Origin of the sequence: Winogradskyella sp., assembly GCF_045105575.1 — a bacterium.
Classification (GTDB): domain Bacteria; phylum Bacteroidota; class Bacteroidia; order Flavobacteriales; family Flavobacteriaceae; genus Winogradskyella.
In genome coordinates this window covers 1-23,647 of sequence record NZ_JBGCDQ010000023.1, presented here as the reverse complement: position 1 = coordinate 23,647, position 23,647 = coordinate 1, and the positions used below count along the sequence as shown (strand labels likewise).

18 protein-coding genes and 1 pseudogene are annotated in these 23,647 nt (G+C 35.1%); 12 read left to right on the top strand and 7 right to left on the bottom strand.

The genetic code is table 11. The features are described from left to right. Window positions 1-68: 68 nt before the first annotated feature. The 4 genes from AB8B52_RS05660 to AB8B52_RS05645 all read left to right on the top strand — a co-directional run bounded on the left by AB8B52_RS05660 (window position 69) and on the right by AB8B52_RS05645 (window position 8,234). Window positions 69-3,362 carry a VCBS repeat-containing protein gene (locus tag AB8B52_RS05660; protein WP_406026081.1) on the top strand — a complete coding sequence of 1,098 codons (3,294 nt, stop codon included), beginning with the start codon at window positions 69-71 and terminating at the stop codon, window positions 3,360-3,362. 209 nt (window positions 3,363-3,571) lie between these two features. Continuing rightward, window positions 3,572-4,912 carry a T9SS type A sorting domain-containing protein gene (locus AB8B52_RS05655; protein WP_406026079.1) on the top strand — a complete coding sequence of 447 codons (1,341 nt, stop codon included), beginning with the start codon at window positions 3,572-3,574 and terminating at the stop codon, window positions 4,910-4,912. Window positions 4,913-5,035: 123 nt separating this feature from the next. Continuing rightward, window positions 5,036-7,156, top strand: coding sequence for a thioredoxin domain-containing protein (locus AB8B52_RS05650; RefSeq protein WP_406026077.1), 2,121 nt, complete (start codon window positions 5,036-5,038; stop codon window positions 7,154-7,156). Between the two features lie 70 nt (window positions 7,157-7,226). Next, window positions 7,227-8,234: a LacI family DNA-binding transcriptional regulator gene (locus AB8B52_RS05645; RefSeq protein ID WP_406026075.1), complete on the top strand. Its 1,008-nt coding sequence runs from the start codon at window positions 7,227-7,229 to the stop codon at window positions 8,232-8,234. Window positions 8,235-8,343: 109 nt separating this feature from the next. On the opposite strand, the gene AB8B52_RS05640 is transcribed toward AB8B52_RS05645, so the two are convergent. Beyond that, window positions 8,344-8,856, bottom strand: a complete 513-nt coding sequence (locus AB8B52_RS05640) for a hypothetical protein (RefSeq protein ID WP_406026073.1) — start codon at window positions 8,854-8,856, stop codon at window positions 8,344-8,346. 216 nt (window positions 8,857-9,072) lie between these two features. On the opposite strand from AB8B52_RS05640, the gene AB8B52_RS05635 reads away from it, so the two are divergent. Both AB8B52_RS05635 and AB8B52_RS05630 read left to right on the top strand, forming a co-directional pair. Beyond that, complete coding sequence (locus tag AB8B52_RS05635) at window positions 9,073-10,395, top strand: M20/M25/M40 family metallo-hydrolase (RefSeq protein WP_406026071.1); 1,323 nt, start codon at window positions 9,073-9,075, stop codon at window positions 10,393-10,395. A gap of 14 nt (window positions 10,396-10,409) precedes the next feature. Beyond that, window positions 10,410-11,690: a T9SS type A sorting domain-containing protein gene (locus AB8B52_RS05630; protein ID WP_406026069.1), complete on the top strand. Its 1,281-nt coding sequence runs from the start codon at window positions 10,410-10,412 to the stop codon at window positions 11,688-11,690. A gap of 96 nt (window positions 11,691-11,786) precedes the next feature. On the opposite strand, the gene AB8B52_RS05625 is transcribed toward AB8B52_RS05630, so the two are convergent. Further along, window positions 11,787-13,025 (bottom strand): 3-deoxy-D-manno-octulosonic acid transferase, encoded by a 1,239-nt coding sequence (locus tag AB8B52_RS05625; protein WP_406026067.1) that lies wholly within the window; start codon window positions 13,023-13,025, stop codon window positions 11,787-11,789. A gap of 124 nt (window positions 13,026-13,149) precedes the next feature. On the opposite strand from AB8B52_RS05625, the gene AB8B52_RS05620 reads away from it, so the two are divergent. The 4 genes and pseudogenes from AB8B52_RS05620 (at window position 13,150) to AB8B52_RS05605 (ending at window position 17,002) form a co-directional block, all read left to right on the top strand. Further along, on the top strand, window positions 13,150-14,310 hold the full coding sequence (locus AB8B52_RS05620; protein ID WP_406026065.1) for a DegT/DnrJ/EryC1/StrS family aminotransferase: 1,161 nt from the start codon (window positions 13,150-13,152) through the stop codon (window positions 14,308-14,310). Between the two features lie 4 nt (window positions 14,311-14,314). Then, the gene (gene galE / locus AB8B52_RS05615; protein ID WP_406026063.1) at window positions 14,315-15,334 is read left to right on the top strand and encodes a UDP-glucose 4-epimerase GalE; all 1,020 of its coding nucleotides are present in this window, start codon (window positions 14,315-14,317) and stop codon (window positions 15,332-15,334) included. 10 nt (window positions 15,335-15,344) lie between these two features. Then, entirely contained in the window at window positions 15,345-16,622 is a 1,278-nt protein-coding gene (locus AB8B52_RS05610; protein WP_406026061.1) for an amidohydrolase family protein, read from the top strand. A gap of 189 nt (window positions 16,623-16,811) precedes the next feature. Continuing rightward, window positions 16,812-17,002, top strand: a pseudogene (locus AB8B52_RS05605) (hypothetical protein). A 4-nt stretch (window positions 17,003-17,006) separates the two neighbouring features. Here AB8B52_RS05605 and lspA read toward each other — a convergent pair. The 3 genes from lspA to AB8B52_RS05590 form a co-directional block, all read right to left on the bottom strand. Further along, a complete protein-coding gene (gene lspA / locus AB8B52_RS05600) occupies window positions 17,007-17,504 on the bottom strand; it encodes a signal peptidase II (RefSeq protein WP_406026059.1) in 498 nt (165 codons plus the stop codon). A 10-nt stretch (window positions 17,505-17,514) separates the two neighbouring features. Next, window positions 17,515-18,408, bottom strand: coding sequence for an ACP S-malonyltransferase (gene fabD / locus AB8B52_RS05595; protein WP_406026058.1), 894 nt, complete (start codon window positions 18,406-18,408; stop codon window positions 17,515-17,517). Window positions 18,409-18,585: 177 nt separating this feature from the next. Further along, window positions 18,586-20,142 (bottom strand): NAD(P)/FAD-dependent oxidoreductase, encoded by a 1,557-nt coding sequence (locus AB8B52_RS05590; RefSeq protein ID WP_406026056.1) that lies wholly within the window; start codon window positions 20,140-20,142, stop codon window positions 18,586-18,588. 157 nt (window positions 20,143-20,299) lie between these two features. On the opposite strand from AB8B52_RS05590, the gene AB8B52_RS05585 reads away from it, so the two are divergent. After that, window positions 20,300-21,304, top strand: a complete 1,005-nt coding sequence (locus AB8B52_RS05585; protein WP_406026054.1) for an App1 family protein — start codon at window positions 20,300-20,302, stop codon at window positions 21,302-21,304. A gap of 34 nt (window positions 21,305-21,338) precedes the next feature. Here AB8B52_RS05585 and AB8B52_RS05580 read toward each other — a convergent pair whose 3' ends face one another. Beyond that, window positions 21,339-22,175: a phosphatase PAP2 family protein gene (locus AB8B52_RS05580; RefSeq protein ID WP_406026052.1), complete on the bottom strand. Its 837-nt coding sequence runs from the start codon at window positions 22,173-22,175 to the stop codon at window positions 21,339-21,341. A 14-nt stretch (window positions 22,176-22,189) separates the two neighbouring features. Then, entirely contained in the window at window positions 22,190-22,804 is a 615-nt protein-coding gene (locus AB8B52_RS05575; RefSeq protein WP_406026125.1) for a deoxynucleoside kinase, read from the bottom strand. A 161-nt stretch (window positions 22,805-22,965) separates the two neighbouring features. On the opposite strand from AB8B52_RS05575, the gene AB8B52_RS05570 reads away from it, so the two are divergent. Next, window positions 22,966-23,647 (top strand): MATE family efflux transporter (locus tag AB8B52_RS05570; protein WP_406026050.1); only part of this gene is annotated, 682 nt, incomplete at its 3' end.

Below are 23,647 nucleotides of genomic sequence, written 5' to 3'. Positions count from 1 at the left end.
TGATTGTTAAAGTGTAAACACTTGTTTTTATAAATTGGTATCTTTATAATTCTAATTTTGAAATTAAAATGAAAAAAATAAATTTTCAGATGATAGCAATTGCTGCTATTTCTTTTTGTTTGTTTACATGCAACGATTCACCAGAGCGAAATCTGTTTCCAGAAGAATTGGTTGGTGGGTTTAATTTATTGCCTTCTGAAAAAACAGGTATAGACTTTAGTAATACGATTAATGAATCTACTTATTTCAATCATTATTATTACAGTCAAATTTATGTAGGTTCAGGTGTGGCAATCGGAGATATAAATAACGATGGTTTGCCAGATGTATTTTTTGGGGGCAATCAAGTAGCAGACCGATTATACTTAAATAAAGGCAATTTTGAATTTGAAAATATCACCAAAAAATCGAAGACAGCCATTAATTCTGGTTGGACTTGGGGAGTGACTATGGCAGATGTTAATGCTGATGGCTATTTAGATATCTATGTCAGTAGAAATGGCTATTCAGAAAAAACTGAAGACCGAAGAAATCAACTTTATATTAATAACCAAGATTTAACCTTTACAGAATCTGCCATTCAATATGGTTTGGCAGATGTGGGTTTTTCCACACAAGCTGTGTTTTTTGATATGGATAACGATGGTGATTTAGACATGTATCAAGTCAATCAAATTGCAGATAAAAAATTACTATTAATTAATAAAATTCCACAAGAACAATTCAAATTCTTTAAAGACCGATTGTACAGAAATGACAATGGTAGATACAAAGATGTGTCAAAAGAAGCTGGCATATCACAAGATATGGCTTATGGCTTAAGTGTTAATGCATCAGATTTTAATGGAGATGGATTTGTAGATTTATATGTTTCCAACGATTATAATGAGCCTGATATAATGTATTATAACAATGGTGACGGTTCATTTCAAAATGTGACTAAAGAAAAGTTAAAGCATATTTCACAGTACAGTATGGGTTCAGATACTGGTGATATTAATAACGATGGTCTCATTGATTTAATTACTACAGATATGACACCTGAAGATCACTACAGATCTAAAATGAACATGGCCTCCATGAACTCTAAAGTCTTTACGGATTTAGTGGAAACAACGGCTAGTTATCAATATATGACGAATACATTACAAATTAATTCAGGCTTAGGTGTGTTTTCTGATATAGCTAACCTTGCTGGTATTTCAAATACAGATTGGAGCTGGGCGAGCTTACTTGTAGATTTAGATAATGATGGTTGGAAAGATATTTTAATTTCTAACGGTATTAAAAAAGACATCGATAACAATGACGCAAGACGTTTAGTTACAGAATTAAGTGAAAGTACAACTGCGGAGGAATTATTTGAATTTAGTGTAAATACGCCATCTGTTGCAGTTTCTAATTATGTGTTTAGAAACAAGGGTAATCTCGAGTTCGAAAAAGTAACTAAAGATTGGGGTTTTGATATACCAAGTTTTTCTAATGGTATGGCTTATGGTGATTTAGATAATGATGGTGATTTAGACATTGTAACCAATAATATTGATGCTGAGGCGTTTGTCTTTGAAAATAAAGCCACTGGAAATTTCTTAAAAATAAATGTTGAAGGTGCTGGAAAAAATAAATTCGGTATTGGAGCAAAGGCGATTATTTATAACAACGGAAAAACACAAGTCGTAGAAAATTCTGTGACACGAGGGTTTTTATCTTCGGTGGCACATGGGATGTTATTTGGTCTAGGAAAAGATATTGAAGTAGAAAAAGTAGAGGTTGTTTGGCCCGATGGAAAGGTGAATCAATTTAAAAATGTAACCGCAAATCATGTGCTTGTAGCAAAATATAGTGATGCTATTAAGATTGATGTATCAACAGATAATACCTCGTTATTTTTAACACAATTAAAACCAACGGAACTTGGGATAGATTTTGTACACAAAGAAAATAAATTCGATGAGTTTACAGAAGAAATTTTATTACCTCATAATATAGCTCAAAACGGACCATTTACGGCCATAGCAGATATTAACGGAGATGGTTTAGAAGACTTTTTTATTGGTGGAGCAGTTGGGCAAAGTGGTAAATTGTATGTGCAAAATACAGATGGAACTTTCTCTAAAAGTATATCGCAACCGTGGGAGCTTCATAAAGCTTCTGAGGATTTAGGATGCCTATTTATAGATGTTGATGGAGATAATGATAAAGATTTGTATATCGCAAGTGGTGGTAGCGAATATCAAAGGGGTAGAAAAGAATTAAAAGACAGGCTATATATCAATGACGGATTTGGCAATTTTAAAATAAATGAAGACGCTTTGCCTTCAATCTATCAAAGTTCGCAATGTGTAAAAGCCTCAGATATTGATAATGATGGAGATTTAGATTTATTTGTAGGTACAAGACTAATTTCAGGAAAATATCCGCATCCAGCAACGAGTTATATATTGCTAAATGAAAATGGAAAATTTAAAAAAGCAGCTCAAGCTAATGCGCCTGCATTAGTAAATTTGGGTATGGTTACGGATGCTGTTTTTACAGACATCGATAACGATAACGACGAAGATTTAATGATTGTAGGCGAGTGGATGGAAATTGTGATTTTAGAAAATGATGAAGGTAAATTTGAGGACACCTCCAGCAGTTATGGTTTAAAAGGTACTCGCGGAATTTGGTGGTCTATTACAGCAAGCGATTTAGATGGCGATGGTGATGACGATTATATTGTAGGTAATCTTGGTAAAAACAATAAATTTAAAGCCACTAAAGAACATCCTTTTAAAGTCTATGCCAATGATTTTGATGATAATGGTACTAACGATATCGTTTTTGCTAAGTTTTATAAAAATGACTATGTACCAATGCGTGGTAGAGAATGTACAAGTCAACAAATGCCTTATGTAGCTGAAAAATTTGAGGATTATCACAGTTTTGCATCGTCTAAATTGATTGACATCCTTCCGGAAGATAAAGTGGATGAAGCAACGGTCTATGACATTGAGAGTTTTGAAAGTATCATTCTAATTAATGAAAATGGTCAGCTTAGCATAAAAAGATTACCTAATGAGGCGCAAGTAGCACCTATTAAATCAAGTTTAGTATTAGATATTAATCAGGATGGAAATCTAGATATTATAACGGTCGGAAATCATTATGGTGTTGAGGTTGAAACCACGCGTTATGATGCTGGGTTTGGAGCAGTACTTTTAGGTGATGGTCATAATAACTTTAGTTTTGTTTCACCTAAAAAAAGTGGTTTTTATATACCTGAGGATAGTCGAAGTATAAATAAAATCAATACCAGAAATAACAATTTCATTTTTGTCACAAATAATAATTCTACACCTACACTTTTTATAGAAAAATAGTAATTTAAGTATTGTATTGTGGCTATTTGTAAATACATGGTTCATATACTGTATTTAATTACTTGTAAAACAACAGTTTAAATTATTATTTGAGCCTTGATTTAGTTCTTTTATTTGGTAATGTATGGTTTTTGTATAGGTGTATTATTATGAGATTGCTTGAAGAGTTGCGATATTTAACAACAATAAACAATAAACTAATAAAAATTATGAAAAAAATTACATTTTTAATGATTCTTTTGATTTCGTCATTAGGATATGCACAAGTAACCGTGGTTCAAGATTTCGAGGCAGGCGGTATTGATGGAGGCTTCGGTAATGGCGTCTCTGCAGGTATAGTTGCAGATCCGGCTTCGGGTGGAACAAATGGTATGGTTGCACAGATTATAGCTGGTGCAGGTGGTAATATTTGGCAAGGTGCTAATGTTACATTATCTGAACCTGTAGATTTAACACAAGCGTCGCCATCAGATAGAACTATGGAAATAGATGTTTATTCTGATTCTACAACTCCTATTTCTATGTTAGTAAGAGTTATTGGTACTGTAAATAATGAAGCTTCTGCTGTTGTTACACACCCAGGTGGTGGTGTTTGGGCAACCTTAACGGCGACATTTGATACTTCTTTAGAAGGAAAACCAATTGCTGATGGTATTTACACGGCTTTCGTTGTTTTTCCAAATTGGGATACCACTACGTCTAATTTTATAGATCCAGCAATAGCGAGAACAGTGTTTTTCGATAATGTCGCTGGTATCCCAGCAACAGTAGCTCCCGATCCAGAACCTGCAACTGCAGCGCCTAGCCAACCAGCTAGATCTCCAGAGAATGTAAGGTCTATATTTAGTAGTGCTTATACTGATATCGCTGTCGATACTTTTGATACAACGTGGTGTCCAGCTACAACTACAGAGGTTATGATCGAAGGTGTGCCAACAAAGAAGATTACTGGTTTAGGTTGTGAGGGTGTTGAATTTATAACAGGACGATTTGATGCTACTGGTTTCGGTTTCTTCCACATGGATATTTGGACAGACTCAGATACTATGGATAAGAGTTTTAATTTTAAATTTTCAGATTGGCAAGGTGGTGCTGCTGAAGCAGGTGCTTTAGAATATTCAGCTACTAATGCAAATATTCTTCCTGCAACTAATCCAGGAACTTGGATTTCTATAGATTTACCGCTATCAGCATTTACAACAATTAACGGTGTAGATGGTAGTGATTTAGTGCAATTTGTTATTACTTCAGATTTAGGTACTGTGTATTATGATAACTTATATTTACACAATAACAACTTAAGTACTGACGACTTTGCAACAACAAATTTCAAAGTATATCCAAATCCAACAAGAAACAACTGGAATATTGAGAGTAATTCAACAATTACTTCTGTATCGGTATTTGATGTTTTAGGGAAGCGTGTTTCTGCTTTAACGCCTAATGCAAACAATGTTGAGATTAGCACAGCGAATATCAAATCTGGTATTTATTTTGCAAGAATTGAAGGAGTTAACGGTTCTAAAACAGTTAAACTTATTAAAGAATAAGATTAATAGCAACATTTTAGAATTACCAAAAAGCGTGTTTATTATAAATTATAAACACGCTTTTTTTTATTAGTAATATTGAGATGCTTATTTTTAGATTTAAATTAGAGGTGAATCAGAGTGATGTTAAAAAAGATTATTTATTTCATATTAATTTTTATGGTTGTTGTTAGCTGTTCTAAAAGCAAAAGTTCTGCAACACACGGTAAGGAATCACCTAAGTCTAACGATTTAATCAATGAAACCAGTCCTTATTTGTTGCAACATGCTTACAATCCTGTCGACTGGAAAGCATGGAATGATACATCTTTAAATCAAGCCAAAGAAGAAAACAAATTGATTGTGATTTCGGTAGGGTATTCGGCTTGTCATTGGTGCCATGTTATGGAGGAGGAGAGCTTTCAAAATGATTCTGTGGCAAAATTGATGAATGAAAACTTTATTAATATTAAGGTAGACAGAGAGGAACGACCAGACATAGACCAAATATATATGAATGCCGTTCAGCTAATGACCGGAAGCGGAGGTTGGCCTCTAAACTGTATTACACTGCCAGATGGAAGGCCAGTGTTTGGAGGAACCTATTTCAGTAAGAAACAATGGACAAAAATTCTTGAAGATATGTCCCGTTTGTATAAAAATGATCCTGATAAAGTGATTGCTTACGCTGAAGATCTTACTGAAGGATTAAAGCGTTCAGATTTGATTGTCGTCAATAAAGAACGGATTCCTTTTAATAAAACACAATTTAAACCGATTGTCAATCAATTAAAAAATACATTAGATTTTAAAAACGGTGGACAAAAAAATGCACCTAAGTTTCCAATGCCGACTAATTTGAATTTTTTATTGAGGTATGGTTTTCAGAATAATGATAAAGAGTTGCAAGAATTTGTAATGACCAGTTTGTGTAAAATGGCAAACGGAGGCATTTACGATCAAATAGGTGGTGGATTTTCGCGCTATTCGGTAGATCAAAAATGGCATGTACCACATTTTGAAAAAATGCTTTATGATAATGCACAGTTGGTTAGCTTATATTCAAAAGCATATCAGCTTACCAAAAATGACAATTTTAAAACTATTGTAACGGAAACACTTCGTTTTATAGACAAAGATTTAACACACGCAGAAGGTGGTTTTTATTCATCAATAGATGCTGTGAGTAAAAATGAGGAAGGGAAACAAGAAGAAGGTGTTTTTTACACATGGAGTAAAGAAGAGCTTCAAAATGCATTAGGAGAGGACTTCGATCTGTTTCAAACCTATTATAATATTAATACTATCGGAAAGTGGGAAAATAATCAATATATTCTCTACAAAACACAAACGGACGAAGAATTTGTAAAAGATAATGACCTTAGTTTAGCAGATTTAAATGTGAAAATCGAATTTTGGAAGTCAACTTTATATCAAATAAGAAGTCTTAGAAAACAACCACGAACAGATGATAAAATATTAACTTCTTGGAACGCACTCATGCTAAAGGCTTATGTCGATGCATACCGTGTTTTTGGAGAACAAAGCTATTTAGATAAGGCTATAAAAAATGCCGTGTTTATAAAAAAGAATCAAATGAAGCCAGATGGTGCTTTATTTCGAAATTATAAAGATGGAGAATCTACAATTGAAGGATTTTCAGAAGATTATGCCCATACTATTGCGGCTTACATAGAGCTGTATCAGGCGACATTCAACGAAGAATGGCTAACTACAGCCAAGTTATTAATGGATCATGCTATAACACATTTCCTCGATGATAAAACAAGTATGTTTTACTTTACAAATCATAAGGCTTCAAATTTAATAGTGAGAAAAACCGAAGTTTTAGATAATGTAATACCATCGTCAAATTCGGTTTTAGCAGAGAGCTTGTTCAAACTTGGTCATTATTATTCAAATAAAACGTATAGTGATCTTGCGAAGCAAATGCTTAGTAATGTAAATTCTGATATAGAAAAGACGCCTTCAGGATATACAAATTGGTTGGTATTATATCTCAACTATTCAAATCCATTTTATGAGGTGGCAATATCAGGATCTAATGCAAAAGATAAATTAAAAGAATTAGACCAAAGTTTTGTGCCAAATGCATTAATTTCAGGGGCTCAAAATGACAGTGATTTACCACTGTTAAAGAACAAGTTTATTGATGGTGACACCTATATTTATGTCTGCGTTAACGGTACATGTAAAATGCCAGTTATAGACACTAAAAAAGCTTTAGAGCAAATTTTAAAATAATGCCAAAAGTGATACTATATTTTGAAAACTGTATTTGTAAATAGTTTATCTATTTTAAATTAAAAGGATTATGACAACACTTAAAGAATTAGCTGCGCTTTTAAATATATCGGTTTCTACGGTTTCAAAGGCCTTAAATGATAGTCATGAAATAAGTGAGAAAACGAGAATTAGAGTTAAGGAGCTCGCAACAAAACTGAATTATAAACCCAATAGAATCGCACAGCAGTTAAAGACGAATAAATCGCGAACTATTGGAGTCATTTTACCTACAGTTACCAATCCGTTTTTTGCAGAAGTGCTCCATGGTATTGAAATGACAGCCAACAGCAGCGGTTATGATATCATTGTATGCTTGTCTAACGAAACGCTACATAAAGAAAAGCGGAGTTTAGAGTTACTTTCTAATGGTAGTGTCGACGGTTTTATTATGGCAGTAGCAAGAGAGGGTCAAGTTAAAAATCAAACGGACCATATAAAAGATATTATTAAAAGTAAGCTACCCGTTTTAATGTTTGATAGGGTTGTAAATGATATTGCTTGTAATAAAGTAATTGTAGATGACTTTCAGTCCGTATACGAAGCAACAGAACATTTAATTATAAACGATAAACGGAAGCGAATTTTACTGGTAAGTAATATTGAAGAACTGAGCGTCGGTAAATTAAGAATTGAAGGCTATACAAAAGCCTTAGAAGATCATAATTTGAAACCTGAAATTTTAAAATTAGACCATGCGGTAGATCTAGATATTGAAAAGAAAATTTATAACTATTTAAAAACCAATAGTGCTATTGACGCTATACTTTCTATAGATCATATTACGGGAATTGTGGCGATTAATATGGCTAAAAAACTGGGTAAAGAAATCCCTAAAGATATTTCTGTGGTTGGTTTTGGTTATGAGCATACGCAACTTATATCTAGTCCAAAAATCTCAATCATCCATCAAAAAGCACATAAGATTGGTGAAATATCAACTAAATTATTAATAGACGCTATTAAAAATGAAGATTTAGAGTTAGAAACAATTATTGTACCTAGCGAACTTAAATTGAGTGACTCGTCTAAAGTATAACAGGAGTATAATGTCTATCGAAAATGGATTAATTTATGTAATAATAAAAGTACGAAACAAAAAAAAGCCTGATTTTCATCAGGCTTCCTTATAGTTTGGGTAGAAGAGATTACATCCCTTTAACTTTGTTTGCAGCTTTATTTACTGCATCACTACCTGCTTCTTTTGTTTTGTCTACGGCATTTTTAGCAGCATCCTTCACATTATCAACTGCATTACCTGCAGCATCTTTTGCACTGTTTACAGCGTTACCAGCTGCGTCTTTTACACCGTCAACTGCGTTTCCAGCAGCATCTTTAGCGCTATCTACAGCGTTACCTGCAGCGTCAACTGCATTACCAGCGGCATCTTTTACTCCATCAACTGCGTTACCTGCAGCGTCTTTTACGCCTTCAACTGCGTTTCCAGCAGCATCAACAGCGCCTTCAGCGGCATCATTCACAGCATTAGCAGCACTGTCAACAGCATCACCAGCAGCGTCAGCAGCTCCTTCTATAGCGTCTCCTGCAGCATTTGAAGCTCCTTCAACAGCATCATTAGCTTTATCAGCAGTTTCTCTACATGACGTAAATGACAATCCTAATACAGCAACTAGTGCTAAACTTAATACAACTCTTTTCATTTTAATAGTTTTAGTGTTAATTTTTGTTAATATGCGAAAATAATGATTTCAGCGAATTATCAATACAATTTATCGATTTATTCGATCTATCTCTATAGTAGATACGTTTATACCAAGCGATTTGGACTTTATTTTTATGTTTTTTTTGATTTTCAAATACATTTAATCTAAAGAATGCATATATCTTTATCAAAAATCACTCTAGTATTAACAATTATGAACGCATTAGCATCCACTTTTAAAAACATGGCTTGTCTTTCAGTGTTATGTTTTTCACTTTTTAGTTTCACTCAAAATAATAGCAAAGAACGAAAAATTGTAAAGGCTGTTGATCGTTATGCCGAGAACGCAATTGAATTGATAAAGAAATCAGTCAATATGAATAGTGGTACTATGAATTTTGACGGTGTAAAGGAAGTCGGAAGCTTATTTAAAGGCGAATTAGATAAACTAGGTTTTAAAACAGAACTCACTAATGGTGACGCTTACGGTAGAGCAGGCCACTTAATAGCCACAAGAAAAGGAAAGAAAGGGCCTGAGTTTTTAATGATAGGCCATTTAGATACCGTTTTTGAATTAGAAAGTCCACTTCAAGAGTATACTATGGAGAACGATTCTATAATGAAAGGTCCTGGTGTTGCAGATATGAAAGGCGGAGATGTGATTATAATTTTAGCAATGCAGGCCTTAAAAGAAGCAGGTCTTTTAGATGAGATGTCTATAGAAATTGTAATGACAGGAGACGAAGAAAAAAGTGGCAGCCCATTAGAGTTATCAAAAAAAGATTTAATTGATGCCGCAAAACGAGCGGATATTGCCTTGGGTTTTGAAAATGGAGATAACAATCCAAAGACTATAGTAGTTGCAAGACGAGGTTCAACGGATTGGGAATTGAAAGTTAAGGGTAATCCTGCGCATTCTTCTCAAATCTTTACTGAAGACATCGGTACAGGTGCCATTTATGAAACTTCTCGCATTTTAAATGAATTTTACGTACAACTTGCTAAAGAAAAAGATTTAACCTTCAATCCAGGGTTTATTATTGGCGGAACATCCTTAAATGAGAATGCTAATGGCACAGGAGGGACTGCATTCGGAAAAACAAATGTAGTAGCACAACAGGCATTGGTTCGTGGAGATTTAAGAGCGGTTTCGTTAGAGCAATTAACAAAAGCGAAAGCAACAATGCAAAACATCGTATCTCAGAATTATCCTAAAACTGAAGCCGAGCTCGTATTTTCATCAGGAGGTTATCCACCGTTGTCATTAACCGAAGGGAATACCAAATTATTAGGTTATTTTAATACCGTGAGTGAAGATTTAGGTTTCGGATCCGTAACAGCGGTTAATCCAAGAAATGCAGGAGCTGCTGATATTTCATTCACCTCAGGTTATGTAGATATGGCCATAGATGGCTTGGGTCTTACAGGTGGAGGCGGAGATCATACCATCTATGAATCAGGAAATCTGAACACAGTTGCGACACAAGCAAAAATAACCGCAGTTTTAATGTACCGATTAGTGCATTCAAAATTTTAAACATAAAGAAAGTTATGAAAAAAATTACTGTTTTATGTTTATTAAACCTACACATCAGTTTTGCTCAAAACTATACGGAATATCAAACAGGAAGCACTACAGACGTCACTACAAATCACCAATCTGGAGTTTGTTTAATGGGAGGTGCTTCAGAACAAGAGGATGCTATGATCTGGTTTTTAAATAAAGCCGATGGAGGCGATGTGGTGGTATTAAGAGCATCAGGAAGTGACGGTTATAACGACTATTTTTTCTCTGATTTAGAAGTGAGTATCAACTCAGTAACGACATTTGTATTTAATAATGAAGCAGGAGCTATTGACCCTTATGTATTGGATAAAGTGGCAAATGCCGAAGCAATTTGGTTTGCAGGAGGCGATCAATACGATTATGTCAGTTATTTTAAGGACAATGCCATGGAAGACGCCTTAAATACATTTGTAAACGTAAAGCAAGGTGTTATTGGAGGTACAAGTGCAGGATTGGCTATTTTAGGCGGTTCCTATTTTTCTGCGCAGAACGGAACTGTGACTAATGCGGAAGCTTTAAATAATCCTTACAGTCCAAAAGTCGCTTTAGGTTATAATGATTTCTTAAATATTCCTTATTTAAATAATGTCATTACAGATTCACACTACGATGATCCAGATCGTAGAGCAAGGCACAGTGTTTTTTTAGCTAGAATAGCCACAGATAATACAACCCTATCTTTCGGAATTGCCTGTAATGAATACACAGCAGTTTGCGTGGAACCAGATGGCAAGGCCTATGTTTATGGCGAATATCCAGTTTATGATGAATTTGCCTATTTCTTAAAAGCTAATTGTACCACAGATTTTGATCCAGAAAACTGTTCAGCAGGAAATCCATTAACCTGGAATAGAGGAGGCGAAGCCATTAAGGTATATAAAGTGCCTGGCACGGAAAGCGGAGTCAACTTTTTTGATTTATCTGACTGGGAAACAGGAAGTGGTGGCGAATGGAAAAATTGGTCGATTGATGATGGAGATTTTACAGCAGTTTCAGGCATTAATCCAGAATGTGCTTCTTTATCTATTCTAGAAGTACAATTAGCACAAATAAGTATTCACCCGAATCCTTTTGTAGATACAATTACAATTGAATCTGAAAAAGAAATTGAATCCATTCAACTTACAGATATCCTTGGAAAAACAATTCCTGTAAAATTGAAATCTGATAGCACTGCAGACCTGTCTTCACTTACATCTGGTGTTTATTTTTTAAGCTTGAAGCGTAATTTGGTTACTCAATTTTTTAGGATTGTAAAGAAATAGTGAGTTCGAATTTGGGTTCTACTAAAATTAAAATCACAAAATCTGTTTCATTCGTGAAATTCGTGTCAAAAAATAACAAGCTATTCTCAAATAAAACTAGTTATTCAAATATTCCATAATATGAAGAACAGCTCCTTTATGACTTTCAATATAGGACTTGGTAATCCTTCCTTGATTTTTCCGAAGCATTTCATCCGTAATTAGCGCGTTCAAAGTGGAGGTAAAAGCTTCAGAAGTCGCAATGCTCGTCACTCCTCCTAAACCAATAAGCGCTTTAGCTTCAGGGAATTTATCATAATTTTTACCAATCAGTATCGGAATTCCAAAAACGGCTGGTTCTAAAATATTATGTAAACCTGTAGTGCCAGCACCTCCGCCAACATAGGCGATATCTGCATAACTATAAACTTTACTCAAATAACCAATAGTGTCTAAAATGAAAACTTTATAATCTTTTAAATTAGTAGAATCATTTAATTTCGAATAACAAATCGTTTTTGCCTTTAATTGTGTTTTAAGCGAAGCGATATAACTTGATTTTATATCATGTGGTGCAAGTACAAATTTTAAATCTGAATGATGATGGTTATTTATAAAATCGAGATATAATTTATCGTCATCTGGCCAGGAACTTCCAAAAACGATGCATCGTTTGTCGTCTTTAAAAGCTTCAATAAAATCAACGACATTTTCAACTTTTAGCTGATTAGAAACCCGATCAAACCTGGTGTCACCTGAAACAGAAACGGAATTATAATTAAGACTTTCCAGTAATACTTTAGAATTTTCATCTTGCGTAAAAATATGCTCAAATCCAAATAAAGCAGATTTGAGATAAGAACCATACCATTTAAAAAAGGCTTGATCTTTCCTGAAAACCGCAGAAATTAAAACTGCTTTTAATTGTCGTTTTTTTAGTTCATGTAAAAAATGAGGCCAGATATCGTACTTTACAAAAAGGGTGTAATTTGGATGCACAAGGTCTAAAAAGTGTTTGGCATTTGCTGAGGTATCAAGCGGTAAATACACTACGACATCTGCAATTTCAGTATTTTTTCTAACCTCATAACCAGAGGGTGAAAAAAACGATAACACCACTTTATAATCGGGATGCTTCGCTTTTAAAGTTTCAAAAACAGGCAAGCCTTGTTCATATTCACCCAAAGATGCACAATGAAACCAAAAGGTTTTATCGTTGCGTTGAATCGCATTTTCAAGTTTTAAAAAGGAGGCTTTTCTACCATCAACTCCTTGTTTCAACTTCGAATTGAATAAAGCAGCTACTTTAATAATACAACTAGCAATGTAAATTCCTATGGAATAGAGTCCTTTCAAAAATAATTATTTACGCTAAAATACATTTCTTTCAATTAATTTCATTGGCTCAGCCATTACAATTTTGTATTTTCGCTAGTAGAATTATAGGTCATTATTTACACCTTAAAATGTAGTCTTCAGAATGAAAAAAATACAAATGGTTGACCTTCAGAGTCAATATGCAAAAATAAAAGACGTTGTAGATCCTTCAATTGCTGAGGTGATGGACAGTGCCGCATTTATAAATGGTCCTAAAGTACATCAATTTCAAAAAAATCTTGAAGATTACTTAGGTGTTAAGCACGTTATTCCTTGTGCCAACGGAACGGACGCCTTACAAATTGCCATGATGGGCTTGGAATTGCAACCAGGTGACGAAGTCATTACCGCAGATTTTACATTCGCAGCAACCGTTGAGGTGATTGCCTTATTGCAGTTAACACCTGTTTTAGTAGATGTAGATCCTGTGACGTTTAATATCGATGTTGAGGCGATTAAAAAAGCCATCACACCAAAAACTAAAGCCATTGTACCAGTGCATTTATTTGGTTTAGCTGCAAATATGGATGCCATTATGGATTTGGCAAAGGAGCACGATTTGTATGTTATTGAAGATAACGCACAAGGTATTGGAGCAGATTACACCCATCAAGACGGTTCTAAAACGAAAACAGGAGCGATAGGTCATGCCGCTTCAACCTCATTTTTTCCATCTAAAAATTTAGGATGCTACGGAGATGGTGGAGCGATTTTTACAAATGATGATGCTTTGGCGCATCGCATCAGAGGTATCGTAAATCATGGTATGTATGAACGTTATCATCATGATGTCGTGGGAGTCAATTCGCGATTAGATTCAATACAAGCTGCTGTTTTAGATGCTAAATTACCACATCTAAATACCTATAATAATACAAGAAGAGATACAGCAAGAAAGTACAATGCGGCTTTCAAAAATCATCCAAACATAACCACGCCAAGTGGTTTAAGTGAGTGTGAGGGTATATGCGATACTTGCGATTGCCACGTGTTTCATCAGTACACACTTAACATTAAGGGAGTGAGTAGAGATGCGTTGGTAGCGCATTTACAACAGCACAATATTCCATGTGGAGTGTATTATCCAATTCCGTTGCACAGACAAAAAGCGTATGTTGACGAGCGTTATAATGAAGCAGATTTCCCTGTGACTAATGACTTAATTAAATCGGTAATTTCATTACCAATGCATACGGAGCTCGATGATGAACAGATTGATGTCATTACAAGTACCGTTTTAAATTTTATAGATACAAATAAGTAAAGAAATGAAGATTTTAGTAACAGGAGGCTTAGGCTTTATTGGGTCGCATACCGTTGTGGAATTACAAAACGAAGGTTTTGAAGTCGTGATTATAGACGATTTATCCAATTCGTCAGTTGAAGTTTTGGAAGGTATTACTGCGATTACCAATAACAAACCACATTTTGAAGAGTTAGATTTAAAAGTAAAAACAGACGTGCAAGATTTTTTTAAACGTCATAATGATATTGTTGGTGTTATCCATTTTGCAGCAAGTAAAGCGGTTGGTGAAAGTGTAAATCAACCTTTAAAGTATTATGAGAATAATATCACAACTTTGGTATATATGCTTCAAGAATTGAGTGGCTTATCTAAAAAGAACTTTATTTTTAGTTCGTCTTGTACGGTTTATGGCCAAGCGGACGAGTTGCCTATTACCGAAAATGCACCTGTAAAACCAGCGGAATCTCCTTATGGAAACACCAAGCAGATTGGTGAAGAAATTATAAGAGACACTTGTAAAGTACATAAAGATATTAATGCGATTGCCTTGCGTTATTTTAATCCTATTGGAGCGCATCCTTCAACCGCAATTGGTGAATTACCCATTGGAGTACCTCAAAATTTAGTGCCATTTATTACGCAAACAGGTATGGGTATGCGAGAGCAGTTGTCTGTTTTTGGTGGAGACTATGAGACCTCCGATGGTACTTGTGTTAGAGATTATATTCATGTGGTAGATTTGGCGAAAGCACATGTGGTTGCTTTACAACGTTTGATTCAAGAAAAAAATGATTCAAATTTTGAATTTTTCAATTTAGGAACAGGAAAAGGAAGTACAGTTCTAGAAGCTATTCAATCTTTTGAACGTGTCTCAGGAAAAGCCTTAAATTATAAGATTGTTGATCGTCGTGAAGGCGATATTACAGCAGCCTATGCAGAAACCTCTAAAGCGAATAATGTATTAGGTTGGAAAACTGAATTGACGTTAGATGATGCTATGGATGCAGCATGGAAGTGGGAACAAAAAATTAGAAATACATAAACATTTGCGCATGAAAACTTTACTTAGAATTTTAATAGTGCTCTGCGCAATGTCACTTTCCGCGCAAAACACCTATCTGTATTGCGGGAAGTTAATAGACACAGAGTCTGGTGAAGTTCTTAAAGAAAAAACGATTATAGTATCTGGAAATAAAATCATATCAGTTGAAAATGGATACATAAAGCCAAAGAATTCTGAGGATGTAACTATAGATCTAAAATCTAAAACGGTTATGCCTGGTTTAATAGATATGCATGTTCATATTGAAGGAGAAACCAATCCAAAATCCTATTTAGAAGATTACACCCTAAACGATGCTGATGTGGCTTTTAATTCAGTGAACTATGCTAAAGTAACTTTAATGAGTGGTTTTACTACAGTTAGAGATTTAGGTGGTTCTGGTGTAAATGTCGCCTTGAGAAATGCCATAAATGCTGGTAAAATTGTTGGCCCAAGAATTTTTACAGCAGAGAAAGCATTGGCAACAACAGGTGGGCACGCTGATCCAACCAATGGTGCAAAACGAAGTATCATGGGAAACCCTGGTCCAAAAGAAGGTGTGGTTAATGGAGTGGAGGATGCTAAAAAAGCAGTACGACAACGCTATAAAAATGGTGCAGATTTAATTAAAATTACAGCGACAGGAGGAGTTTTAAGTGTCGCCAAAAGTGGACAAAACCCTCAATTTACAGTTGAAGAAATAAAAGCAATATGCGAAACTGCAAAAGATTATGGATTTCATGTTGCAGCTCATGCTCATGGAGATGAAGGGATGCAACGTGCTATTTTGGGCGGTGTCAAAACCATAGAGCATGGTACATTAATGAGTGCTGCAACTATGGACTTGATGAAAAAATATGATGTCTATCTAGTACCAACTATAACCGCTGGAAAGTTTGTTTCTGAAAAGGCTAAAATCCCTAATTATTATCCAGATATCATAGTACCAAAGGCGTTAGATATTGGTCCGAAAATCCAAGATATGTTTGGTAGAGCATATAAAGCTGGAGTTGGAATTGCTTTTGGAACTGATGCAGCTGTTTTTTATCATGGCGATAATGGTAAAGAATTTGCTTATATGGTTGAAGCTGGTATGCCTGAAATGGAAACTATCCAAAGTGCAACAATAACGAATGCTATGTTGTTAAAAATGGAAAATGAAATTGGACAAATTAAAGCTAATTATATAGCAGATATCATTGCTGTAAATGACGATCCTACAAAAACCATTTCTACAATGGAAAACGTCACTTTCGTGATGAAAAACGGTATTATTTATAAGAAATAGTTCGTTTTTGATGTTTTTTCAATTATTGAATGTGTAATTACGACTTAAAATGAGTGCGAATCTGTTAAAGGTTGTAACGTCACATTTTCAATTTGATAAAACGAAGTACAATAAAGTGTCTTTTAACGTTGATTTCTTCGGTTTAGTCGATGTTTTTTGTTAATTTATATGGAATGATAATTGAAAGACATGAAATTGATAAGTATTAAAAGAGAGACCAAAATAGAAGGTCGCTTCACAAAAAAATGGGTGTGTTATTAACTGATGTCACATATATTAAAAAACAGTTTTTAAGTATACCTTACAAAACACTTCACAAATACAGAGAAACTTATTACGGTGAAGTTAAAGATTGCGACGATTGCAAATTGGCGCGTTAAGTTTTTAAACTGAAACTTTTTCTTTTTTCTTGCCGTTTAAAATGCCACTGAATAATAACATAATCATTCCAGTGGTTACAGACATATCCGCAATATTAAAGATCCCTGTTTTAAAAACACCACCAAGATTTATAAAGAAAAAGTCAGTGACTTGCCCAAAAACAATACGGTCAAAGACATTGGCAATACCTCCACCTGCAATACAACAAAAGGCGATAAGACTTAAGCGGTCTAATTCTTTAGTTGTTATGATGTAATAAATCACATAGCCTAATACAAGCGTTGGTAGTATCAATAAAAATATTAATCTTAAATTGGGATTCATATCGCTTCCCATACCTAAAAATGCTCCTTTGTTTTCTACCCAAATAAGCTGAAAGTAACTCCCTATAACATCTATTTCTTCTCTAAAGATTAAGGTGTTACGCACAATGACCTTTGAGATTTGGTCAATCGCAATATTAAAAATAATAAGCAGTGTAATAAAAAGTGTTCTATTCAAAACAGTAGGTTTAAGCGTTAGTTTCAAAAGTAGCCGAAGTTGTTTCAGCGTCTCTATGTATTTTCTTTACTAAGCCTTGTAAAACTTTTCCAGGACCAACTTCTGTAAAATGTGCAGCTCCATCTGCAATCATTTGTTGTACGGATTGTGTCCAACGCACAGGAGCCGTTAGTTGTAATATTAAATTCGCTTTAATTTCGTTTTCATCAGTAACAGCAGAAGCGGTTACATTCTGATATATTGGGCAATTTGGTTGACTAAACGTTGTATTTTCAATGGCAGCGGCTAGTTCTTCGCGAGCAGGTTCCATTAAAGGTGAATGAAACGCTCCACCAACTGGTAATACCAAAGCACGTCTTGCACCAGCATCTTTTAGAGCTTCGCAAGCTTTGTTAATCGCTTCAACATCTCCAGAAATTACCAATTGACCTGGGCAATTATAGTTTGCCGCGACAACCACACCTTCAATTGTTTTACAAACGTTTTCTACAATTTCATCTTCTAGTCCTAAAACGGCAGCCATGGTACTTGGTTGTAATTCACAGGCCTTTTGCATGGCTTGGGCACGTTGCGACACTAAACGAAGGCCATCTTCAAAGGTTAACGCTCCAGCAGCGACTAACGCTGAGAACTCACCAAGCGAATGACCAGCAACCATGTCTGGTTTAAAACTATCTCCAAGGGTTTTTGCTAAAATAACCGAATGTAAAAAGATAGCAGGTTGGGTCACCTTGGTTTCTTTTAAATCTTCGGCAGAACCTTCAAACATAATGTCTGTAATATGAAAGCCTAAAATATCATTAGCTTTTTCAAAAAGTTCTTGTGCTAAAGGAGAGTTTTCGTAAAGGTCTAATCCCATTCCTGAGAATTGAGCACCTTGACCTGGAAATATGTATGCGTTCATTTGTTTCAAATTTGAGTTGCAAAAATAGGAATAATATCGCAATCAGTTTACAGTATTCAGTCACAGTTTGCAGCTACAGACCTAGAAACTGTATTGTATGATTACCATAGTTACACCAAATTTAGATTAAGTGTTATTTATTAAATCATTTATGTAAACTGAGACTGCAAATGGAAATTACTGAGAGCAAGCCGCCTCAGCACAACGCTCACCATCCATGGCCGCTGAAACAATACCACCAGCATAACCACCACCTTCTCCACAAGGAAACAAGTTAGAGATTTCAGGATGTTCCAAAGTTTCGGTTCTCGGAATATTTACAGGAGAAGACGTTCTAGATTCCACACCAATAATATTGGCTTCTTCCGTATAATAACCTTTCATTTTGTCGCCAAAAGCCTTAAACCCTTTCCGTAGTGAACCTCCAATGATTTTTGGTAATAAGGAATGTAAAGGTGAAGAATTTAAGCCTGGTTGATAAGAGGTTTCATTTAAGCTAGAGGACAGTTTGCCTTCAACAAAATCTGTGAGTCGTTGTGCAGGTGCTGTTTGGGTTCTGCCACCAGCTGTAAATGCCAAACGCTCTAAATCTTTTTGATATTCTAGTGCTTTTAAAGCTCCAAAATGTTCGTATTTATGCAAGTCTTTATCTGCGTTGATTTCTGTGACAATACCAGAATTGGCAAATTTATTATTTCGTTTGGATGGCGACATCCCATTCACTACCACTTCACCATTAGTCGTCGCAGCTGGTACAATAAAACCACCAGGACACATACAGAATGAATACACACCTCTATCATTTACCTGTTGCACCAAACTGTAAGAAGCTGCTGGTAATAAGTCGTCGCGCTGCTCACCTTTGCAGTGGTATTGAATGCCATCAATCAATTCTTGCGGATGTTCTACACGCACTCCCATCGCAAACGATTTGGCTTCTAGTTTCACTTTTTTATCATTCAATAAATAAAAAATATCTCTTGCAGAATGGCCTGTGGCTAAAATGACCTTGTCCACATTAAGTTCGTCACCATTGTGAAGCTGAAGGGCAACTATGTTTTTGTTTTTTACGGTAAAGTCGGTAACACGCGTTTCAAAATGTACTTCACCACCATATTTTATAATATTTTCTCTAATATTCTGAACGACTTTTGGTAATTTATTAGTGCCAATATGCGGATGTGCATCTACTAAAATTTGGTCAGTAGCTCCGTGATAAACTAAATTTTCAAAAATTCTACGGACATCTCCACGTTTTAAACTCCTCGTGTAGAGTTTTCCATCACTATAGGTGCCAGCGCCACCTTCACCAAAGCAGTAATTTGAATCTTCGTGGACAAAATGGTCTTGATTAATGGCTTTTAAATCTCTACGTCGGTCGCGTACATTTTTACCACGTTCTAAAACAATAGGTTTAAAACCGAGTTCTATACAGCGCAATGCAGCCCACATTCCTGCTGGTCCAAAGCCAATAATGTGAATAGGTTTTGCCTGCGAAACGTCTTTATAATCGAAGGTGTAATCTGAAGATTCAGGTACAGGCTCATTAATATAAACCTCTACCTTATAATTTAGCATAATGCGATATTTACGTGCATCAATCGATTTTCTAAGCACTTTAATTCCAGCAATTTCTGAAGGTTTCATGCCCAAATCATAAGCTGCTTTGTTTAGCAATCCATCAGGTTGTCGTTCTTCGTGCAAATTAATACGTAGTTGCAATGCTTTTATCATAGCACAAAATTAATTATAATTCTGACGTCATTAGCTCAAACACCATAAAGATTAAAGGTCTTATGTCTGAGATTGGTTTATATTTCGATTTAATGACATTTGTTTTTTCAATAGAAATAGAATTTACTATCTTGAAAATTCAAAAAATTCAATTCAATTGAGCTGGTTCAAAAAAGACCCTTTACAAATAATAGCGTTTCAGAGTTATGGCACCACCTCTCATTTTTTTGCGAGAGGAAGAGCGCTCGAAGATGAGTCTATTGATTTAGAAGCGAAGTTTTTCTGGCAACTACTATTCAATTCATGGAAACGTTTTGAAACAGATGAAATTAAACACACCATATTAGATTTAAAATTACCGAATGATAAACTTTTAGAAACCACCACAGACGGAAATGGTTATTTTAAAGTAGAAGCCAATCTTAAGGATTTAGAAGCTTCAACCGATGATGACGGTTGGTTGCGTTTTCAATTAGCGTATCGCGATGCACATAAAGGACATGTTATTCAGAATAATAATCAGTTTTTTGGTGAATTATTAATTCCATCGACTAAGGCAGATTTTGGTGTAATTAGCGATATTGACGATACTATTTTACATACAGGAGTAGTCTCTTTATTAAAATGGAGGTTGATTTATAATTCAATTTTTAAAAATACGAAGAGTAGAATTCCGCTTGAAGGATCTGCGGACTTTTATCATAAATTGCATCGTGGTGCTTCGGGCAAAAATGCAAACCCGATATTTTACGTGAGTCATAGTCCTTGGAATTTGTACTGTTATTTAGAACTTTTTTTAAAACGGAATGATTTTCCGAAAGGACCAATTTTACTGCGAAGTTTTAGTGATTTGTTCAGAAAGAAACCACAAGATGAAAAACCACAAAAGCAAAAAGAAATTGTAAACTTACTTAACACGTATCCTGATTTGTCTTTTATATTAATTGGCGATAGTGGTGAACACGATCCTGATATTTATATGGAAATTGCTGAAAAATTTCCAGACCGCATTGCTGCTATTTATTTAAGGAGCGTAAAGCACAAAAAGAAAATGCTGCGTGTAAATAGTCTCTTAGAAGATTACAAAACGACGATGGTTCTCATGGTGGAAAGTAGTGCTGAAGCTATTGAGCATGCTAGAGCACACGGTTTTATTGCTTAAAAATATGTTTAGGGTTTATGAGGTTTAGCTTAATCTAAAAGGTTCCAACCACTCCAAAAGTACCAGCTCCCATTCTCAACTGCCAAGAGATTTGTTTCGGTTTCTCAAATTCGTAACGTTTGGTACGTTTCATAAAGTTATCGATACCGTCTACCACAATTACGCTAAATGCCATTCCAAATCCTATATCGCTAAGCCAGTGTGCATTTTTCCAAAGTCGAGAAATTGGTGCAATTGAACCAACGGCATAAATGCCTGCTTTGGCCCAAAAATTATCGAATTGCTTGGCTATAGCATGTGCCATGGTGAATGATAAAATAGAATGTCCAGACGGAAAAGAATGAAATCCTGGTGTGCCTCTAAATGGTTCAAACGTATCACGATTTCCATCCGTTGGACGTGCTCTACCGACTGCAGTTTTTAAGACCGTTTGTGCGAATCCAGAAGCGACCGATGAAGAAATAATTAAAACACCTGTATATCTTATTTTTTCGTTTTTTGTAAGCAGTCCAAAGCCATAAATCCCAGCGGATACCATAAAGAAATTTTGAGGACTGCCAAAATACCATCCAAAGTCTTTTAAAATTTGCGGTGCATTTTTGCCTTGCTTAGAAAAATAACTTTGGGCTTGGTTATCGGCTAAATATAATAAACCACTACCTGCAACTAAACCTCCTGCTGTTATAAAGTCATTTTTTTTCCATCGAAGCGGTTGGGTATATGCGTTACCAACACCTTTAAGAATGGATCCTCCATCATATTTTAAATCATTCCAAATAGTACTTGTCTTTAAAGAATCGGTCTGTGACTGCGAACTAAAAGTGCCTATGAATACTACTGTGATTAAAAGATGTTTTATGTTGAATTGCAAGATGTTTTTAGATTTTAAAATAACCCATTAATCTGAGCATCAATCTTATTGATAATACCACCAAGGTCCTCTGGGTTGGCAACAAAATCGAGATGATCAACATCTATAATTAATAAAGGTCCTTTTTCATAGGTAGAAATCCAGGCTTCGTAACGTTCGTTAAGACGACTTAAATAATCAATGCTAATGGTGTTTTCGTAATCACGCCCACGTTTATGAATCTGACTTACTAAATTAGGAATAGAACTGCGTAAATAAATTAATAAATCGGGTCCTTTTACAAAGGATTCCATAAGTTGAAATAAAGATGAATAATTTTCAAAATCGCGATTGGTCATTAAGCCCATGGCGTGCAAGTTGGGTGCAAAGATATGCGCATCTTCATAAATCGTTCTGTCTTGAATTACCGTTTTGTCATTGCTTTTTATCTCCTGAATTTGTGTAAAACGACTATTCAAATAAAATATCTGAAGGTTAAATGACCATCGCTGCATGTCTTCGTAAAAATCATTCAAATATGGATTGTTTTCTACATCCTCAAAATGAGTATCCCATTTATAGTGCTTTGCTAATAAATTAGTAAGGGTAGTTTTTCCTGCTCCAATATTTCCCGATACTGCTATATGCATAGAATCAATTAGTTTTTTTCGTTTGTCGAAAATAGCAAAAATACTCCTTACCAAGAAATATAATTGTGTGTAATGTGTATATATGGGTTTAAAATCCGACTCGTTTTTCATTCTCATTCTCAAACAATTGAATCCGACTTATTAAGTGGTATCTTTGCATCGTGAATTCAGCCAAAATTTCATTCAAAGAGATTCGTATTTTAGCCATACCCGCAATTTTCGCAGGTATTGCCGAGCCAATTATTGGTTTGGTAGATACCGCTGTGATAGGAAATTTGGGCGATAACTCGGAGGTTTCGCAAGCGGCTGTGGGTCTTGGTGCGGCATTTTACACGCTGCTTTTGTGGTGTTTGTCTCAAATCAGAACCTCTATTTCTTCGATAGTTTCGAAGTATTTGGGAGCAGAAAAATTGGAGGATATAAAATCTCTCGTTCCACAAACTATTCTTTTTGGAGCTATGCTCGGAGTGATAATTGGAGGGATTTCTTTCATTTTTGCTAAGACCATTTTTTTAGATTTTTATGGAGTCCATCCTGCCGATAGGGAATTGCTCGCCAAGTCAATCGATTATTTTAATATTCGTATTATCGGGTTGCCAGTTTCCATGATCGTTTACACGGTTTTTGGGGTTTTTAGAGGAATGCAAAATACAGTGTGGATCATGCAAGCCAGTATTTTTGGTGCTGTGATTAATGTGATTTTAGATTATATTTTAGTTTTCGGAATTGGAGATTTTCAGCCCAACATGGGAATCGAAGGAGTGGCATGGGCGAGTGTTTTTGCACAATTTACCATGTTGATTATCATCACGATAACTGTAAAAAGAAAAACTGAATTTTATT